Raw genomic sequence first — 14,394 nt, 5'->3', positions numbered from 1 at the left:
TTCACTGGCTTAGCCCGCACGGCGGCGGGCTGAGGATGCAGCAGAATTTTCTACTTGGTTTCTTCACGTTCCAGCCGATCAACTTTAGCGGCAGTGGCCTTTGAAGCCGTACGTGCCAAACGCTCACGTAGTGCCTCTGTGATGACACCCGCATCGAACAGGCCCAGCGCGTAGCCTTCGGCACGACCACCAGCGTCAACCACAGCGGCTTTGCCATCAGAGACTTCGATCAAGCCAAGCAGTGAAGTCCAACGTACTTCCTGCCGATGACTCAACTCGTTGAGCGCAAGATTCTGCCCCAGTTCTGGGGCGATTTTGAGCGCAGCCTCGCAGCGCCGATCAGCATCTGCTTCACCCGCCTGTGAGGCTCCCCCGACTTCGCTGCCATGGAGGCCTATATCTGATCCATCGGAAAATATGAGATACAGAGAACGTCTTGGATCGGCCGGATCGGATGATTTGGGATGGCTTACCGCCGCTGCAAATTCGCCATCTGGCACAGCGACAAAACCAGTCGCCTGAAAATATTCAAGAACCGACTGAGCGATTGACTGACCTTCCACCCGAGGCGGCTGTGTAGTAGCGCGATCTTGTTTCTGAAGCAAAGCTGATTTGCGTTGTGTATCGAAACTCATCGTCTTGTCTCTGCTTGGCCGGCACTAACGGTGCCCTAGTTATTACTGATTGCTGGCAGGTGCAACCCAGCGAATCACTGGGAATGACCATCCACGGGCGAGGTTTTCGTTCCAACCAACGGCATACCCATTAGCGAGTGCAACCCAAAAATAAACATTCTTGTGCTTACCCGGCCAACCTTCACCGTGCTTCGTTCCGTCGTACTCACGAACAACCTCGACATCCGCATAACGCTGAGCCCGATCATCCCTATACTCGCCACCTGAAAACTCCCTTGGCATGACCTGCTTGAGTGTCTTGGCCATGATTCTCTCCTTCATGCCTGGGCATCGCTGGGATTTTCCTTGAAGGCCCGGCGAACCTGATCTGGCGGTGACTAGTTCAAAAGCAGGCTGGTAGTGATGATGATGCTGGAGTTGTAACGCTCTACCAGATGGGCCTGTTCCTCTTTGGTGACATCCCCATCAGCATAAAGCTGGCCTTCGAAGACCTCTTGAGCCAGAGACTCATCATCAGCCAACACCAAATAGGGAGTGTCGTCATCATCACCTGGAATGCGCCCGGCGATCAGCCATGCTTTTGCGCCGGAACCGATGAAATGCTTTGCCTCAACTGCAATGTGCTGGGTCGCCATGGCCACCACCTCAGGGATTCGCTTTATGGAGGGTGTATTTTACGCTATACCATAAAAACAACAAGATAAATTTACGGTATAGAGTAAAATTTAATAAGTTGAATGACTCGCTGATTCTCTTCGTGGATCGCTTTCAGCCTCAGCGAAAACTGCCCTCTGTTGGCCCGAGTTTGCTCGCACGCTTCTTTTGGCGTCAGGCCGTCTACCAGGTGAAGGCGCAGCGCCTCGGCCACCCTCAGTCCCCGTATGTCAGTGCCCGCAAGCAACAGGTCGAATTGCTCAGCAGGGACTTTTCCCGGCGCCAGGTTATGAACGTCCATCAAATGACTTTCCTATATCAATTCATCTTTCAGCCAGGCTAAAAGCTCATCAACCCCAACCTTGCCAAGCCCTGGAACAGTTGTCTGCTGACTCTCCGAAACGAACGCTCACGCTGGCTAGAAGAGGGTCTATCGGTGATTTCGCCCAAGCCTACCGCCTTTGCGACCTGTTCACGACTTGAATAACCACTCTTCATTAGCCGATTTGCTGTTTGACTGCTCAACACGGTATGCCAATAGGCCATCGGGTTGGCGAGGTATAAGCCCTTGCGGTTCATCTGGCCAGCCCGGCTGTGGCTCACACCAAGTGCCTTGGCAAGTTGGGTGTGGTGCACCTGGTGCGACATTTCCTCGACCGATCTAAGCCGGGATCATCGCAACTTTAAGCGCTGCGGCGAAGCTCTCCAGGCCACCTACCTGTGCCCAGCGCTCAACCAGTGAATGCACCGAATGCTCACCTGCTGCTGCAACTTCAAGACCAGTCGCTTTTGCATCTTGAATTTGGACGTCGCTGAGTTTTACGCCGCTGGCTGCTTGGAAGACGGCGAGGATGCTGTCAGCTTCATTGCCGAAGCCGGCCGCAATGTTGAGGGCTCGACCTTTTCTGGGATCAAGCTCTATCAGCTCACCAGCCTTGCACAGCTGCCAAAACTCATCTTGGTGGCTCATGAAGCGCTCCTGAATGTCATGGGCGCGAAAGTCGCACCTCTCTACGTCCTCGGCCCAGCAGGAGCCGGGCTTGGGTGGTACCGCGGATTATCCATTAATGCCGCTTGGTCCAGGGTTTTCCGGCGCAGGTGTCGCAGGTAGTGGTCAACGGCTTGTCGTTGACACGCCCTTTGACGCGCTGCCGGTGACCACAAGAAAGCTCGCAGTCCCACAGCTGCGTGGACCAGGCCAATCCCTTCGGACGTACCGCGTTCACGATCTTGACCCTAGGCGGCTTCTTGGGCGTCGCTTCGCTGGTAATCATGGCGTGATTCATGGTCGTTATTTTTTCCTTCACTCTTAGGCTGCTCTAACCCATGGCCTGAATGTCCATGGTCTGTTTCCCCTGCTTGATCCTGGGGATGGAAATCGCCCAACATCTACTGCCGCTGCCCAGCAGGTGCTGGGCTTGGGCGGTTCCTCGAGTTTTCCTCAACCTTCTGGCGGTGCTGGATGGGCCGACTTAGGGCAGTTTTCGCATACCGCTGTTTTCGGTTGTGCGCGCTTGCCACCGAGCTTACGGCGCAGGTCGCCAGTCACCGCATGGCCACAACTCAACTCATACACGAACGATGCTGGCGCACCTTTCTTCGTTACACTTTTGACTTGTCTACGCATAGTGGATTTCCTTGAAGCTCCCGACGAACCGGGAAGGACTGGGTTATCGGCGAGAAACCGAGATTACCGCGTCTTCGTCCACATCGAATTTCGACAGCGCTGCACAACGAGCGTCGCCCTCGTTCGCCGCGTTAACGGTGCCCAAATAGCGGCCATCCGCGCAAGCATTCCACTCCGTCATCGTCACTGCCTCCTGGGCGCATTGCTGCTCGATCATGAGGGCTGAAAGCGCCCTCTCCTACTGCCAAAGCCCGCGACTTGGCGGGCTGGTGGTTCGGGGAGGCTGACGGCTAGTGCTTCGATGCTTCAATCCTTGCGCATGAGCGAACAAAGTGGTGCTGGTCGTTGAGCAGCGCTTGCCGAGCAGAAGTGTCACAAATGCCCCAGTGCTCATTTGCGACTTTGAAGCGCCCGAGGTAGTCGAGTTCATGCAAATCTGCGGCCTCGATCTGACCCGCCTCAGCGAGAGAGGAAACTCTTTCGGCCCGCTTGTCGTATTTTTCTTGCAGCTGCATTTTGGTGGCCATCGTTCGTTTTCCGGTTACTTGCGTAGCTTGAAGCCGGACGCGTCCAGGGCTTCCAACTCGACTGTTGGGATCCCCACTGCCAAGTTCCAGAGGGCAGCGACACGACGCGCAATTTCGGACTTGGTTGCATCATCCTGGCTGTGGTTGTACGTCGACGTGCAAAGGCCGATTTTGCCGTTTGCCACGCGCACAGCGGCGCCTTTGTAGCCAGCACTTGCAGAGGCACGCTGAGCGATTAGCTTGTCAGCGGTTTGGTTCGGGTCGATGGCGACCATGGTCGGATTTACCTCAATCAGTTCGCTAGCGTCGAAAGGTACACATGACCGGCAGCGGACACTGTGTAATGAGGTACAGGCCTAGGGCCATGCATCACCAGTTTACTTTCCACTAGCCCTAGCTTTTCCAGCGCCTGCATGTCGGCCCGACGCCCCCAAAACTCACCCCGATCAAGCTCAATGCCGCAAGCCGTTGGATGAACTGGCTTACCGTACTCAGCAAGCCTTTTAAGTTGCGCCCTTTCCGAAGTTGTGAGCATTGCTTCGTCCCCAGTTGTCTATTTCAACGAGGGTAATTTTACGCTATACCATAAAAATAACAAGAATTTTTTACTCTATAGCGTAAAATTCCAGCAGTTGGCATTGTCGGTTTGCTACGGGTCACCAACCTCAGCGGCGTCCGGTTATCCGTCAAACTCACGCTCAGTCCGGCCGGCCAGCGCTGCACCGCCACTTCGCCTCCTCCAGCAGTTGCAGCACCTCCTAGTGACACGCTGCACGGGCCCGCTGAATAAACGCAGCCAGGGTGCCGGCTGATCGTCGCGCAATTCCAGCAGTTGGCCAGCGTGCCGGCCGCCGAGTGGTTCGCCAACCTCGACAACCTGTGCCTCCATCGACCTGAGTGGAGCCGACGGGTTTCGCGCTGTCACTCGCGCCCATGTGCTGACGCTGGCCGTCCCGTAAAGTGCGACCGGCCGGCACCACCGTCCGCCGCAAACAGGCTGGCGCTGGCCAGCCTGTTTGGCCACTTGCTGCAGTCCAGAGCGCTCGCCGGTAGCAACTCGGTGCATGGCATCAAGCGGCCAAAGTTCAAGGGCAATCTACGCAAAGCCCCGTCCTGGGTAACGCGGCGCCAGCTTATAAATATTTCCGATAAAGGTGATTTTTATCTTTACAATATTTCCCTATACGGTAATATTAGTTTTGTTGAAGCGATTCGTTGAGGAACAGGAAATGCCGCTCGAGCCCCCGTACACCGTCTACCAAAAACTGCACACGCTGACCGCCAGCCTCCATATTTTCAAGTCCCGCGTAGAGTTTCTTGTGCTCGCGTTCAAGTACAGTTTGGTGCACGAAATCACCAGCTACGAACTCTGGGATCGCGGCTATGAGGGGCTGGGCGAACGCCAATTCGATAATTGCTTCGAGATGGGGGATTCGGAGGACGTCATCTCTGATTTGATCCGGAGAGCACGTAAGGAAGGCTTCATCGAAAACATTCGCATCTGGTGCGGCAACGAAAGCTTCGAGCGCTGGTGCTCCTATGCCGATCGGCAAGGCGAGCTTTTCTAGGCCGACAACGCACAGACCCGGTTCGCTGGGTCACGACCACTCCTCCTACTACCGAGAACACAGCCGTGAAACCATTCGATAATCTTGATGCCGCGAAGAAAGCCAACGTCCAAGTCAAATCGTATAGCCGAACCGATACCAATCGCGGCGTTGCGTGGTCTTGCAACGTCTACCTTGGCGGCAAGAAGCTGGGCATGGTCAGCAATGATGGCAGTGGCGGGATGACCATGGTCGACATCTCCACTGACCTGCAGAGGCAGGTCGTTGAAGCCTTGAAGGTCGCCGGCTACCAGCTGGAGTTGACCTTGGGTGACTGTTTGATTGATGAGCCTGACACAGTGGAAGGCTGGTTTGAGTTCGCCATTGGCCAGATGGGGGACGAGGTGTTTGAGTTGAAGTACTACAAGCGCCGTGCCAAGACCCACACTTTCGTCGAGAAGCTTACCGCCCCTTTCTTCGCAGAGTACAAGGCCCAAGACACGCCGGTTACACGTGCGGCGTTGCAACGGCAGCTTGGGCAAGATCTGGTGCGGTTCCTGAACGACACCATCCAGGCGTACTGATCGCCGAGGCGTTCAGCGCCGCCCCCATGCCCTGCGCACAGCAGGGCATGTCTGGAGTCGACTTCCAACAGCCAAAACGCAATGGATGACAGCATGAAGCTCAAGGAATTCCGCGAACTGACGGCCGATATGCGTCGGCTTGTAAACGACTGGCACGCGTGCGTTGATGAAAGCGAGCGCCAACTCTGGCGAGATCGCGCCTACCGTTTTTTCCCGGCATTCACGAGCGCCACCTCTCCTCGCGCCTCTTCCAGGGACTTGGAGAACCGGCTGGAAGCATACCGTGATTGTCTTGGGTTGCTGGCCATTCAACGAGCTCGTGTAGCGATTCGCGATCAAGCCGCGATGCCGCGCACTAGCAGGTACAATAAGTCTCCTGCGCGCGCCGTCCGCCTTTCTCGGGCCGCGCGAGGAGCGATGCGCCGTGGTTACTTCTAGCGTGACGGAGGCAAGCTAATTGGCACTGGTCCGCATTACTTGGCAGAACAAGCTGCAAGCGCTCAGCGACAGGAAGGTTTATGCGCTTTGTACTGTGGTCGGAACCTTAAGCATAGTGCTGGTTCTCACCACTCTGTGGATACTGGCGAACTCGGGGTTTGGGTGGCTTGCACCGCTGATCGCTACGCCGCTGGCAAGCGGCTTCGCATATACGACTCGGGAGCGGCTGCGCTACTGCAGGCCGAACTGGTGCAAACCGAAAACAGAATAGCCGCCGGCCGGCGCCAGCGGCGTGGATGTTCGAGACCCCTCAGCTAGCACGCTGTGCTTCGCCCTGCAGGGTGAAGTGCCGTACCAACTCCCATGCCGCGCAGACCAGCAATGCGCCGAGGATTACCAGGTAAACCTGAGCGGATTCAGCGTCGAAGCTCTGCAACACACTCACCAGGTAGCCAATCTCAAGAGACGAGTTCAAGAAGGCTGACAGGGTCAGGACGAAGAGAGCCGCACCGATCAGCAGGCCGGCCACGATTGAAACGGTCACACGCTTAGCCAAGCTGGCCATAGGTAGTTCCTCGATTGTCACAACAGGTTTAGTTGAAGCCCCAGCCACACCGACCCTATTCCGATCGCCAGCGCTGGGCCGAATGGATGCCGGGCACAAAGGTCTTGTCCTCTGCGCCAGAGCAGCAGTAGTTGGACACAGCAAGCTGCGCCGGCGACGACACCCACGATGGGGAGCGCCTGCAGGCCAATCCAGGCACCGCCAGCAGCGGCAAGCTTTGCATCACCCTCAGCGACGCCAGGGGCCAGTCGCAGCAGAAGATAGGCACCAGCAGCGGCCATTACGTGGTCAGCGGCCAATGCCGGCACCTGGCTGGCGCAAAGGAGCAGTCCCGCCCAGAGCAGGGGAAGGACAATGAAGTCCGGTAGTAGCATCGATTCGAAATCGATCACGGCCAACGCCAGTAGCGCGAGCACAAGCACAAGCCCCGCGGCTAGCATCACCTGATTGTCGAGCAAACCAGCTGCTGCAGTGCAGCAACTCGCCAGCAATGCGATCACGTGATCGCGCCGGCCTCCTCGCCCGATCGGCGCAAGCATTGGAGGAGGCTGAGATGGGGGGCCGACTATACCGAGGTGCGCGCGGGCGTCGACATCGCAGGCCTGCAGCATGCGAGCTGGAAGGTTTCGCGTTGCAGACGCAACCATGTACCCAAGCGGTATGCCGGCGGCGGCCCAAAGAATTTGGGAGGCTATCACTTCCACTGGATACCCTCGGCGGCTGGAGCCGAAAGCGCCTGCAGTGCTTTGTTCACCTTCTCCGCGTAGATCATCTGCTTGTCGCTGTTTGGCGAGTTGTAGGCTCCGATCGCTCGCCAGGTGTACCCGTACTGCTTGAACGAATGGGCCAAGATCCAGGCCCCCACGTAGGCAGACGTGCATGCGTCGTACAGGTTGCTGGTCGAGATACCGAAACGGCGCAGCTTGGGCAGCCACCAGTCGTTCACCTGCATCAAGCCATGATCGCCGGTGCCGTTCTTGTTGAGATTCTTCGCCGATGGGTTAAAGCCGGACTCGACCTGAGCGATGGCGCGCAGTAACTGCAAGTCAACGTGGTGGTAAGCAGCGGCATCGCGCAAGCAACCATGGACCTGGACGTTCTCACCTGCGATGGCACTTTGCGGTGCGAGCACCGCGCCCCAGATGATGCCGCAAAGCGACCAAGCCCTAAGTACTGTCGAGAGCGCTTTCATCAGAGCATCTGGCAGCCAAGGATGACCATTGCTCGAGCATTAGCCGTGGCAGGCGTGATGACCACGTGGCCAGCGACGATCGACACAGACTGAGCCACACGGATCGAGCTCGCGTTGCTGGATTGTGTCGTACCGTTGAAGCTACCACTCACAGACACGCTGCCACTCGAGCTGACATTACCAGTACCTGTAATGCCGCCATCGACTGTGCCGCTGACGTTGATGTCGGAACCAGTCATGGTCACATCAAGGTTCTGCAGTGAGGCGAACGAGAACGGGGTCATATTCGCACCAGGGCAGGTCGGTGCATTCACTGCCGCACCGTTCGCAAGGGATTGGGCCGAGGTGATCACGTGGCTGCTCATCTCGAACCAACGGCCACCCGTGCATATGGCCAGGGCCGTGTTCACTGTGGTCGCATAAGCGCCCTGGGTGTCACAGACCCCATTAGGAGACACAGCTGTGTTCATGACCAGGCCCTCGTCGGTGCTGATCTGCTTGGCGACCGAGAGCGTGTTTTTCAGGTAGATCTGGCGGGTGTCCCCCTGCCTCACGAATTGCGGGAACAGGTTGTCGTTGAGGGATGCGACCACCGCTACGGTGCCCGCGCTATTGCTTGGGATGCCCAGGTCGGTTACTGGCATGCTGAACAGAGGCCCGCGCATCGTTCCTGGGACCAAGCTATTGTTGGCGCCATAGCCATCCGTCGACTCCATGACCTTGCCGACCATGTTGATGTCGTACTGCCAACCGGCAGGAGCAGCTGGGCACGTAGCAGGGTCCACTGTGCCGGATGTGCTGGTCCGCGAGATCGGCCAGCAAGTGTATGCGTACGCTGTTACCTCGCAGTCGTCGCCTGGGCATGTGCCTGTGCGCTTTAGCGAGATGTGTACTGAACGTCCTCGAGGCGGGAAGCTCGGGAAACCGTCATCCAGAAACTTGGATGTCTTGAGGTCAGCGACCGTGATGGTGGTCTCAGTCCCTGTAAATTTTGCCCACGCAGGTGGCGCAGGAATAGAGCCGGAGGGTAGCGCGCTGGTGTCCTGGAGCATCAAGGTGTCCATGTGCTTCGACATGGCAACCACCAGCGCGCTACGGACCTTGATCAGGTACCGGCCTGTTGCTTCGGCTGCTGCATCTTCGACTGCCGCATTCTGCTTGCCAGAGTTGTAAACGGCCAAGATGCTGCTTACCGCTACTGCAACAATCAGCCCAAGCAGAGCATAGGCGCCCTGCTGTTTCTGGATGGTGCTAAACCGGCGTAACTTGTTTCGTGCGGCAGTCATGATTTACCTACGCCTTATCGCGAAGTGAAGACGAAGACGTTGTCGCTACCATCGTTGCAGCGGGTGGCCGCGGAGCTCGCGGTGTAGCCGGTGGTTACGGTGCCGTTTGTTGCCGTCACCTTGACGGCCTGGCCGTTGACGGTGATGCCTTGGAATGCGCGCTGGAGGCTGGTGGCCAGAGACGGGCATGCGGCCAGGTCGACGTTGTTGAAGGTCAGACTGAAGGTGTCGCCAGTTTGCGAGAGAACGACAGTCCCGTCGTTGCCGCCGCCCATGCCGTGGCGCACAACGGTATCGCCGGTGCCTTGACCGGCGATGGTACCGACTTCCAGCGATGTGCCACGCATGGTTTGCGCGAAGCTTGCCTGGGTCAGACCGTCATACGGCTGAGTGCCGGAGCCCGAGTTGCTCACTTTTACACGAGTGACCCAGCGCTGAATGTCGGCACTCACTGGCTCCACCTTCGCCTCGGTCAACATGCCGTCGATTTTCGGGATACCGAATGCCGCAATGATTGCGCCCAGTACAACCGATGCGATAAGCGTCAACATGGCGTTGCCGCGTTGTTTTTTAATGCCCTGAAACTTTTTCAATTCAATTCTCCTGTAAATCAAGATACAAACAGTTGTAACGCTCGTCGCATTTCATCTACCACACGTGCCTGCCAGATCATCAACCCAGTTGAAACCAGCAGCACGCTCAAAGTAATCACCCACGAGATGATCATACTTTGCACCGTGATTCTTTTTAGAACGCTTTGGCTAAGCCTGTCCTTGACTTGCTTTAACGCCTTTTCCAGACCGTTTGCCTCAATAAGGTCGGCCAAGTAATAGTCCATTGACCTCTCTAAAAATCCTGTGGAAAATATCCATGGTCCTATCTGCCCGCTTTTAACTTGGGCAATCATGCGCTGCACATGATGCCGCTTCCAGCGGGACGCTCCTTGTAACTGCATCTCAAGAGCGTCACGCAAAACAATATGGGACGAGCCGGCGCCGGAAAGCATGGTGGCCAAGAACGAAAGAAAACGAATGCTTTCGAAATCTCGGTGAATGCTCCACAGGATCCAATATTTATCCAGATGTATACGAACATGTCCGGACAAATTTGGCAGCGTCCATGCGCATGCAAGTATTGCAGCGACCATGGACAAGAGAATGGCTGGCCAGAAGCTCCCGATGAAGTCTGTATACTCCATCATCTTCGTCGCGCTTTCTGGATATTGATCCAGCGGAAGCATAGAAAATGCTGAAATTATCTGAGGTACAACGTAAAGTGGATACATCAACACATACGCAACCAAGATAATAAGCGACAAGAACGCGGATATGCACGATGCGACGATGATATCTAGCGCCTTTCGCTGTACATGGCTGCTATCGGCTAAGTCGTGCAAGGCGAGTTCGAGCGCGTTCTCTCCGCCAGCTTTCAGCAAAGCATCCATAGCTTCAACATCCTGCCGCGGCAATGTACCTGAAAACGTATGTTTCAGGCTGCCCCCACCCTGGTCGAACATCTTCGCCCAGTGGCTGGATAGTTTGCCTCTAACTGAGCTGCCATAACGATCGGCGTCGCTCATGAAAATTTCCATCAACGAGCGCTTTCCTTTAGTCCCTTTCAGCAGGTCTGCGAGGAATCGGTAATAATCTGGGCGCTTGCCGATGAACAGCAACGCATTGAGCCGTATTTCAAACGACAGGCCGCGGTGGTCCCCGCCTATACCCAGCAGATTTTTGCTCTTCTCGAGGATAGAGGACCAAGTCATTTCCGACTCGCCTTGTTCTTTTGGATCAACTCGACGGTGTCGAAGGACGAGGTTTTCATCTCGATATCGCGGACATCAAACATGCCTTGGGTTGCCTTGTACATCGCGCACTCCATCATGGACTTGTTGGTCATGTCCGGGTGATCAACCGCTGTCCTTTCCAAGTTATCGAGGTACAACTGAAGCCCCAGCGGATCCCGGTCACGGACAAATTTCAGAATTCCAAGCTGAACTGGGGGCTCAATCATTTCGACAATAGAGGTTCGGCCAGCGTAACCGTTGAGCTGTGGGATTTCCTTGTTTTGGCACTTCGAGCAACCCGACGGATTTCGAACTTTCAGCGCGTCGATATTGATGTCATAGAGACGCTCGATGCGCTTACAGTAATCGGACCAATAACCGGGGTTACGATCGCGTTGCATGAAGTCTTCCCCGCCCTCTTTGGCGAGCGTCAAAAGAGGCATGGCGCAGTGCGGGCAGATCTTTGGAGCCAAGGCTTGGTGGACGAGGAGCTTGAGCACTCCAGGCGACGACAAGAAGTCAGCGGCGATACCGATCGTGTTGGAGTAAAGACGCTCAGGGACCTGGCCAGCAGAGGGAGCATGGACTGTGCTGTATAGGTTCGTGCCTGAACTCGTCACGTCCTGGAACGTCCGGCCGGTTTCAATATCACGAATCTCGCCCAGGTACACATCATGCGGGGCTGATCGTTTCAGGGTACGTTGCTTGGCAAGGAAGGCATCTTCGTCACCACCCTGCAGCGAGCGGGCCACGGTGTTCTGGATGACGTTGGGTAGCTCCAGCTCTACTGGGTCTTCTACCGAAATGATTTTTCGATCATAGCCCAGCCTGGTGATCAACGATCCGAGGCCTTCGGTCTTACCCGAGCCTACGACACCAGAGAAAACGATCGCGCCGCCCTCGCTTCGCTGAGCGCGGTCAAACGCTTCGACCTGCGATGGAAGGTAACCCAGCGCGTTCAGGGAACGGATCGGCGTCTTACTGCCTACTTTCTGAAGACGAATAGTGACCGAGAGACCGCGATCCGCTGCCATACCGGCCCATCGGCCAATGACCTTCTGCCCGTCCACGACGGTCTCAACTCGGCACTGCGACTCCGTGTCATGTGCTAGTACCGCGCCGACACCACCATGGTTAGACTGCCACGCAACGTTCAAGATTTCTTCCAGGCGAGCCGTTTCAATGCTCCAGCGCGGCGGAGCGACATACAGTCCGTCAATGTGGAACTTGATTTGAGACTTAACGTCATCCTTTGCGACGTTCAAGTTCACGTCAGACGCGTTGTTCTGAACTCCCCAAGCAATGATCTCGCTGAAGGCCTCGTTATAAGCCGAGTCTTCACGGTCACTCGAAATTCGATTCGACCCAGACTTTCTGTTCTGCAGTGACAGCAGGAGGTTCGGGGTCACCATGTATATTTCTACCGGACCCGACTTGGTGTTCTTTTGCCTGCATGCAGCGCGAATCTTGTCCGCAGTATCGCCCCTCGCATATTCTGGCGTACTGAGAACGATGAATTGGCCAGAAGAAAGAACTGCTGCGCACACTCTTGCAGCATGTTGCTCCCCCCCAATGGAGAGGTGCATTTTGGCTATTTTAGAACTGAGCGCTCGATCCAGTTCTTCGCTAGAAGTGTAGACGGTGTGGCCGTCGGCCTCGGCTTGAATCTGGTAAATCTCATGGGAACCTTGAGCCGGTTTGCCGAGCAGCTGCTTGAAAGTAGTCATGGTGCCCTCACAGAGACGAGCCACGAAGACAGACTTCTCGAGCACCGAGTTTGCTGTCTTGCAACGATACGCAGGGAGTGTGGATTTTCACCAGTTTGAAACGGAACCCGTCACTTGCCCCCAACGGAAAAGAGCGCCCGCTCAAATAGCGATACCGAGTACCGTTGATCTCAACATCGGCCATCAACTTGTTTTCCACACCGAAGATACCTAACACGTCAATTGCCGCGGGCGGCTCCACTACCACCTGTGGCTTCCCGTCCTTCGACTCTTCTTGCTCTGCAGCCTCAGTCGCAAACACAATCTGATTTAGGACGCCCAGGCGACGCTCTTCTTCACGGTGGAGCCTTTGCTCGGTTGCCAGCGCGCGGGCGGCATCCAGCTTGAGCATTTCGCCAACTGTCTGCGGCACCGTCATGTCAGAGCCGTCCGACGGAGTTGCAGCGAATGCGGTGGATGCTGTTAAGAGCCCCAGGGCTATTGCGAAGACCAGCACATTCGACTTACTTGACATACGACTCTCCAGACAGCTCAGCAGTTAATACACTTTCGCGGATATTTGGAACCGCAAGACGCTCATCGACTGTGAATCGAATTTGCTTGATCGAAGTGTAAGACGTGACCGGCAAAGCAATTATCGAGCGCAGCGGGCCATTGAAAAAGAAGGCTTGCGATTTTGGACGCTCGATCCCATCCGGCGCGTTGTATGGATAGGGAACTTCGACCATGACTTCTTTGCCACCCATATCGCGCTGCAACACTTTTGGTGCAGGAATTTGAACCTCAACAGGTGACTGAATTTCAACTTTACGGAATGATGGAAGGTGGACTTGCACCTTGCTGATGTAGTTCACACCGAAATGAGCAGCGGTGGCTAACTTGGTTCGGTCAAGGGGTTGCCGCTTCGCTGCGACAGTCCAAGTGCCCACAGCGTTGTTCAACCCGTCCCAGGTGACGGTCCAGTTTTTTGGTGCTGCAGCTCTGAAGGAAGCGTTGGTCGCAAGTACAGTCCGGTTGTAGCGGGCGCTGCACGTCCATCCGCTGCTAGTGGCCGAGCATCCGCCCTCTATCAAGCGCCAGTGTCCGACGATCGGCGGGATGGCCTCCATCGTGGTGAGCAGGTCTAACTTTCCGGATCGGCCGTCCACTGCCGTCGTAGCCGCCCACTGATCGAGCACCCGAGCCCATTCAGCGTGAGCATCGTACGACTGGGCCGAGAACATCTGTCGAGCCTTCTGGCGCTCATAGGACTTCCAATGAGTCCATGCGCTGTCGGCGGCCATCAGAGCGACCGCTGCCACCATCAGCACCTTGATCTGGACAGGCACCTTTTGCCAAGCGGTCTTGACCGGCGCCAGTTCAGTGCGGTCATTCAACAGGCTCGTGGTATCAAAATCGCCTTCTACCTCGACACCGTTTGCGTAACGCTGGAAAAAGCTCCGAGTCAGGACCTCCGCTTCTGCAGCATCGCAGATGATGTCCGTACCAGCGATTACCACACCGTCATGCGCGGCGATCACGTACCAGAGGTCACCCTCTTCTACCTGAGTTTTTGAGATCACCGCGCCATTGGAGTGACTCAAGGCGAACGCCGCCCCAGCCGAGTAAAGCTTGCGCTTCAGCGGCTGTTTGGCCTCAGTGGTCAGGCGAAGCGTGCCCACGGCATTCGAGTGCTTTCCGGCAGATACGAAGTGGGTAGCGCGACGCTTCCTCGCGAGCTTGTAGGATTGCTTGGCCAGCTGACTACCGATGAGCGACTGCCAGTCCACTCCCCCGAATACCAGGGCGGAATCAGGACTCAGTTGGTGGATGATGATTTCGCTCAT

The 14,394-nt window shown here is 56.2% G+C and carries 21 protein-coding genes; 3 read left to right on the top strand and 18 right to left on the bottom strand.

Annotated elements, in window-relative coordinates; all coding sequences use genetic code 11:
• Positions 1-50: 50 nt before the first annotated feature.
• The 9 genes from F6X61_RS03245 to F6X61_RS03205 form a co-directional block, all read right to left on the bottom strand.
• On the bottom strand, positions 51-635 hold the full coding sequence (locus F6X61_RS03245; RefSeq protein ID WP_153785370.1) for a hypothetical protein: 585 nt from the start codon (positions 633-635) through the stop codon (positions 51-53).
• A 42-nt stretch (positions 636-677) separates the two neighbouring features.
• Complete coding sequence (locus F6X61_RS03240; protein ID WP_153785369.1) at positions 678-941, bottom strand: hypothetical protein; 264 nt, start codon at positions 939-941, stop codon at positions 678-680.
• 71 nt (positions 942-1,012) lie between these two features.
• The gene (locus tag F6X61_RS03235) at positions 1,013-1,270 is read right to left on the bottom strand and encodes a hypothetical protein (RefSeq protein ID WP_178125757.1); all 258 of its coding nucleotides are present in this window, start codon (positions 1,268-1,270) and stop codon (positions 1,013-1,015) included.
• Positions 1,271-1,341: 71 nt separating this feature from the next.
• Positions 1,342-1,590, bottom strand: coding sequence for a PapB/FocB family fimbrial expression transcriptional regulator (locus F6X61_RS03230; protein ID WP_153785368.1), 249 nt, complete (start codon positions 1,588-1,590; stop codon positions 1,342-1,344).
• A gap of 360 nt (positions 1,591-1,950) precedes the next feature.
• Positions 1,951-2,259: a hypothetical protein gene (locus F6X61_RS03225; protein WP_153785367.1), complete on the bottom strand. Its 309-nt coding sequence runs from the start codon at positions 2,257-2,259 to the stop codon at positions 1,951-1,953.
• 94 nt (positions 2,260-2,353) lie between these two features.
• Positions 2,354-2,575, bottom strand: a complete 222-nt coding sequence (locus tag F6X61_RS03220; RefSeq protein ID WP_153785366.1) for a hypothetical protein — start codon at positions 2,573-2,575, stop codon at positions 2,354-2,356.
• Positions 2,576-2,959: 384 nt separating this feature from the next.
• Positions 2,960-3,133 (bottom strand): hypothetical protein, encoded by a 174-nt coding sequence (locus tag F6X61_RS03215; RefSeq protein WP_153785365.1) that lies wholly within the window; start codon positions 3,131-3,133, stop codon positions 2,960-2,962.
• 73 nt (positions 3,134-3,206) lie between these two features.
• Positions 3,207-3,443, bottom strand: a complete 237-nt coding sequence (locus F6X61_RS03210; protein WP_153785364.1) for a hypothetical protein — start codon at positions 3,441-3,443, stop codon at positions 3,207-3,209.
• 14 nt (positions 3,444-3,457) lie between these two features.
• Positions 3,458-3,718 carry a hypothetical protein gene (locus F6X61_RS03205; RefSeq protein WP_153785363.1) on the bottom strand — a complete coding sequence of 87 codons (261 nt, stop codon included), beginning with the start codon at positions 3,716-3,718 and terminating at the stop codon, positions 3,458-3,460.
• Positions 3,719-4,672: 954 nt separating this feature from the next.
• Between F6X61_RS03205 and F6X61_RS03200 the strand changes: the two genes are divergently transcribed.
• The 3 genes from F6X61_RS03200 to F6X61_RS03190 all read left to right on the top strand — a co-directional run bounded on the left by F6X61_RS03200 (position 4,673) and on the right by F6X61_RS03190 (position 6,012).
• Complete coding sequence (locus tag F6X61_RS03200) at positions 4,673-5,011, top strand: hypothetical protein (protein ID WP_153785362.1); 339 nt, start codon at positions 4,673-4,675, stop codon at positions 5,009-5,011.
• Positions 5,012-5,076: 65 nt separating this feature from the next.
• On the top strand, positions 5,077-5,574 hold the full coding sequence (locus F6X61_RS03195; protein ID WP_153785361.1) for a hypothetical protein: 498 nt from the start codon (positions 5,077-5,079) through the stop codon (positions 5,572-5,574).
• A 93-nt stretch (positions 5,575-5,667) separates the two neighbouring features.
• Positions 5,668-6,012 carry a hypothetical protein gene (locus tag F6X61_RS03190; RefSeq protein ID WP_153785360.1) on the top strand — a complete coding sequence of 115 codons (345 nt, stop codon included), beginning with the start codon at positions 5,668-5,670 and terminating at the stop codon, positions 6,010-6,012.
• Positions 6,013-6,322: 310 nt separating this feature from the next.
• On the opposite strand, the gene F6X61_RS03185 is transcribed toward F6X61_RS03190, so the two are convergent.
• The 9 genes from F6X61_RS03185 to F6X61_RS03145 form a co-directional block, all read right to left on the bottom strand.
• The gene (locus F6X61_RS03185) at positions 6,323-6,577 is read right to left on the bottom strand and encodes a hypothetical protein (protein WP_153785359.1); all 255 of its coding nucleotides are present in this window, start codon (positions 6,575-6,577) and stop codon (positions 6,323-6,325) included.
• A gap of 17 nt (positions 6,578-6,594) precedes the next feature.
• Positions 6,595-7,077 (bottom strand): A24 family peptidase, encoded by a 483-nt coding sequence (locus F6X61_RS26925; RefSeq protein WP_178125756.1) that lies wholly within the window; start codon positions 7,075-7,077, stop codon positions 6,595-6,597.
• A gap of 194 nt (positions 7,078-7,271) precedes the next feature.
• On the bottom strand, positions 7,272-7,769 hold the full coding sequence (locus tag F6X61_RS03175) for a lytic transglycosylase domain-containing protein (RefSeq protein WP_153785357.1): 498 nt from the start codon (positions 7,767-7,769) through the stop codon (positions 7,272-7,274).
• Positions 7,769-9,055, bottom strand: a complete 1,287-nt coding sequence (locus F6X61_RS03170) for a hypothetical protein (RefSeq protein ID WP_153785356.1) — start codon at positions 9,053-9,055, stop codon at positions 7,769-7,771. The genes F6X61_RS03175 and F6X61_RS03170 overlap by 1 nt, the downstream gene beginning before the upstream one ends.
• Before the next feature lie 14 nt (positions 9,056-9,069).
• Positions 9,070-9,648, bottom strand: coding sequence for a type 4 pilus major pilin (locus F6X61_RS03165; protein ID WP_153785355.1), 579 nt, complete (start codon positions 9,646-9,648; stop codon positions 9,070-9,072).
• A 17-nt stretch (positions 9,649-9,665) separates the two neighbouring features.
• Entirely contained in the window at positions 9,666-10,820 is a 1,155-nt protein-coding gene (locus F6X61_RS03160; protein ID WP_153785354.1) for a hypothetical protein, read from the bottom strand.
• Entirely contained in the window at positions 10,817-12,568 is a 1,752-nt protein-coding gene (locus tag F6X61_RS03155) for an ATPase, T2SS/T4P/T4SS family (protein WP_153785353.1), read from the bottom strand. The genes F6X61_RS03160 and F6X61_RS03155 overlap by 4 nt, the downstream gene beginning before the upstream one ends.
• Before the next feature lie 7 nt (positions 12,569-12,575).
• A complete protein-coding gene (locus F6X61_RS03150; protein ID WP_153785352.1) occupies positions 12,576-13,082 on the bottom strand; it encodes a hypothetical protein in 507 nt (168 codons plus the stop codon).
• Positions 13,072-14,394 carry a type 4b pilus protein PilO2 gene (locus F6X61_RS03145; RefSeq protein WP_153785351.1) on the bottom strand — a complete coding sequence of 441 codons (1,323 nt, stop codon included), beginning with the start codon at positions 14,392-14,394 and terminating at the stop codon, positions 13,072-13,074. The genes F6X61_RS03150 and F6X61_RS03145 overlap by 11 nt, the downstream gene beginning before the upstream one ends.

Origin of the sequence: Pseudomonas sp. EMN2 (genome assembly GCF_009650555.1) — a bacterium.
GTDB lineage: Bacteria > Pseudomonadota > Gammaproteobacteria > Pseudomonadales > Pseudomonadaceae > Aquipseudomonas > Aquipseudomonas sichuanensis.
The sequence above is the reverse complement of the archived record's forward strand: the minus strand, read 5'-3'. Positions and strand labels throughout refer to the sequence as shown.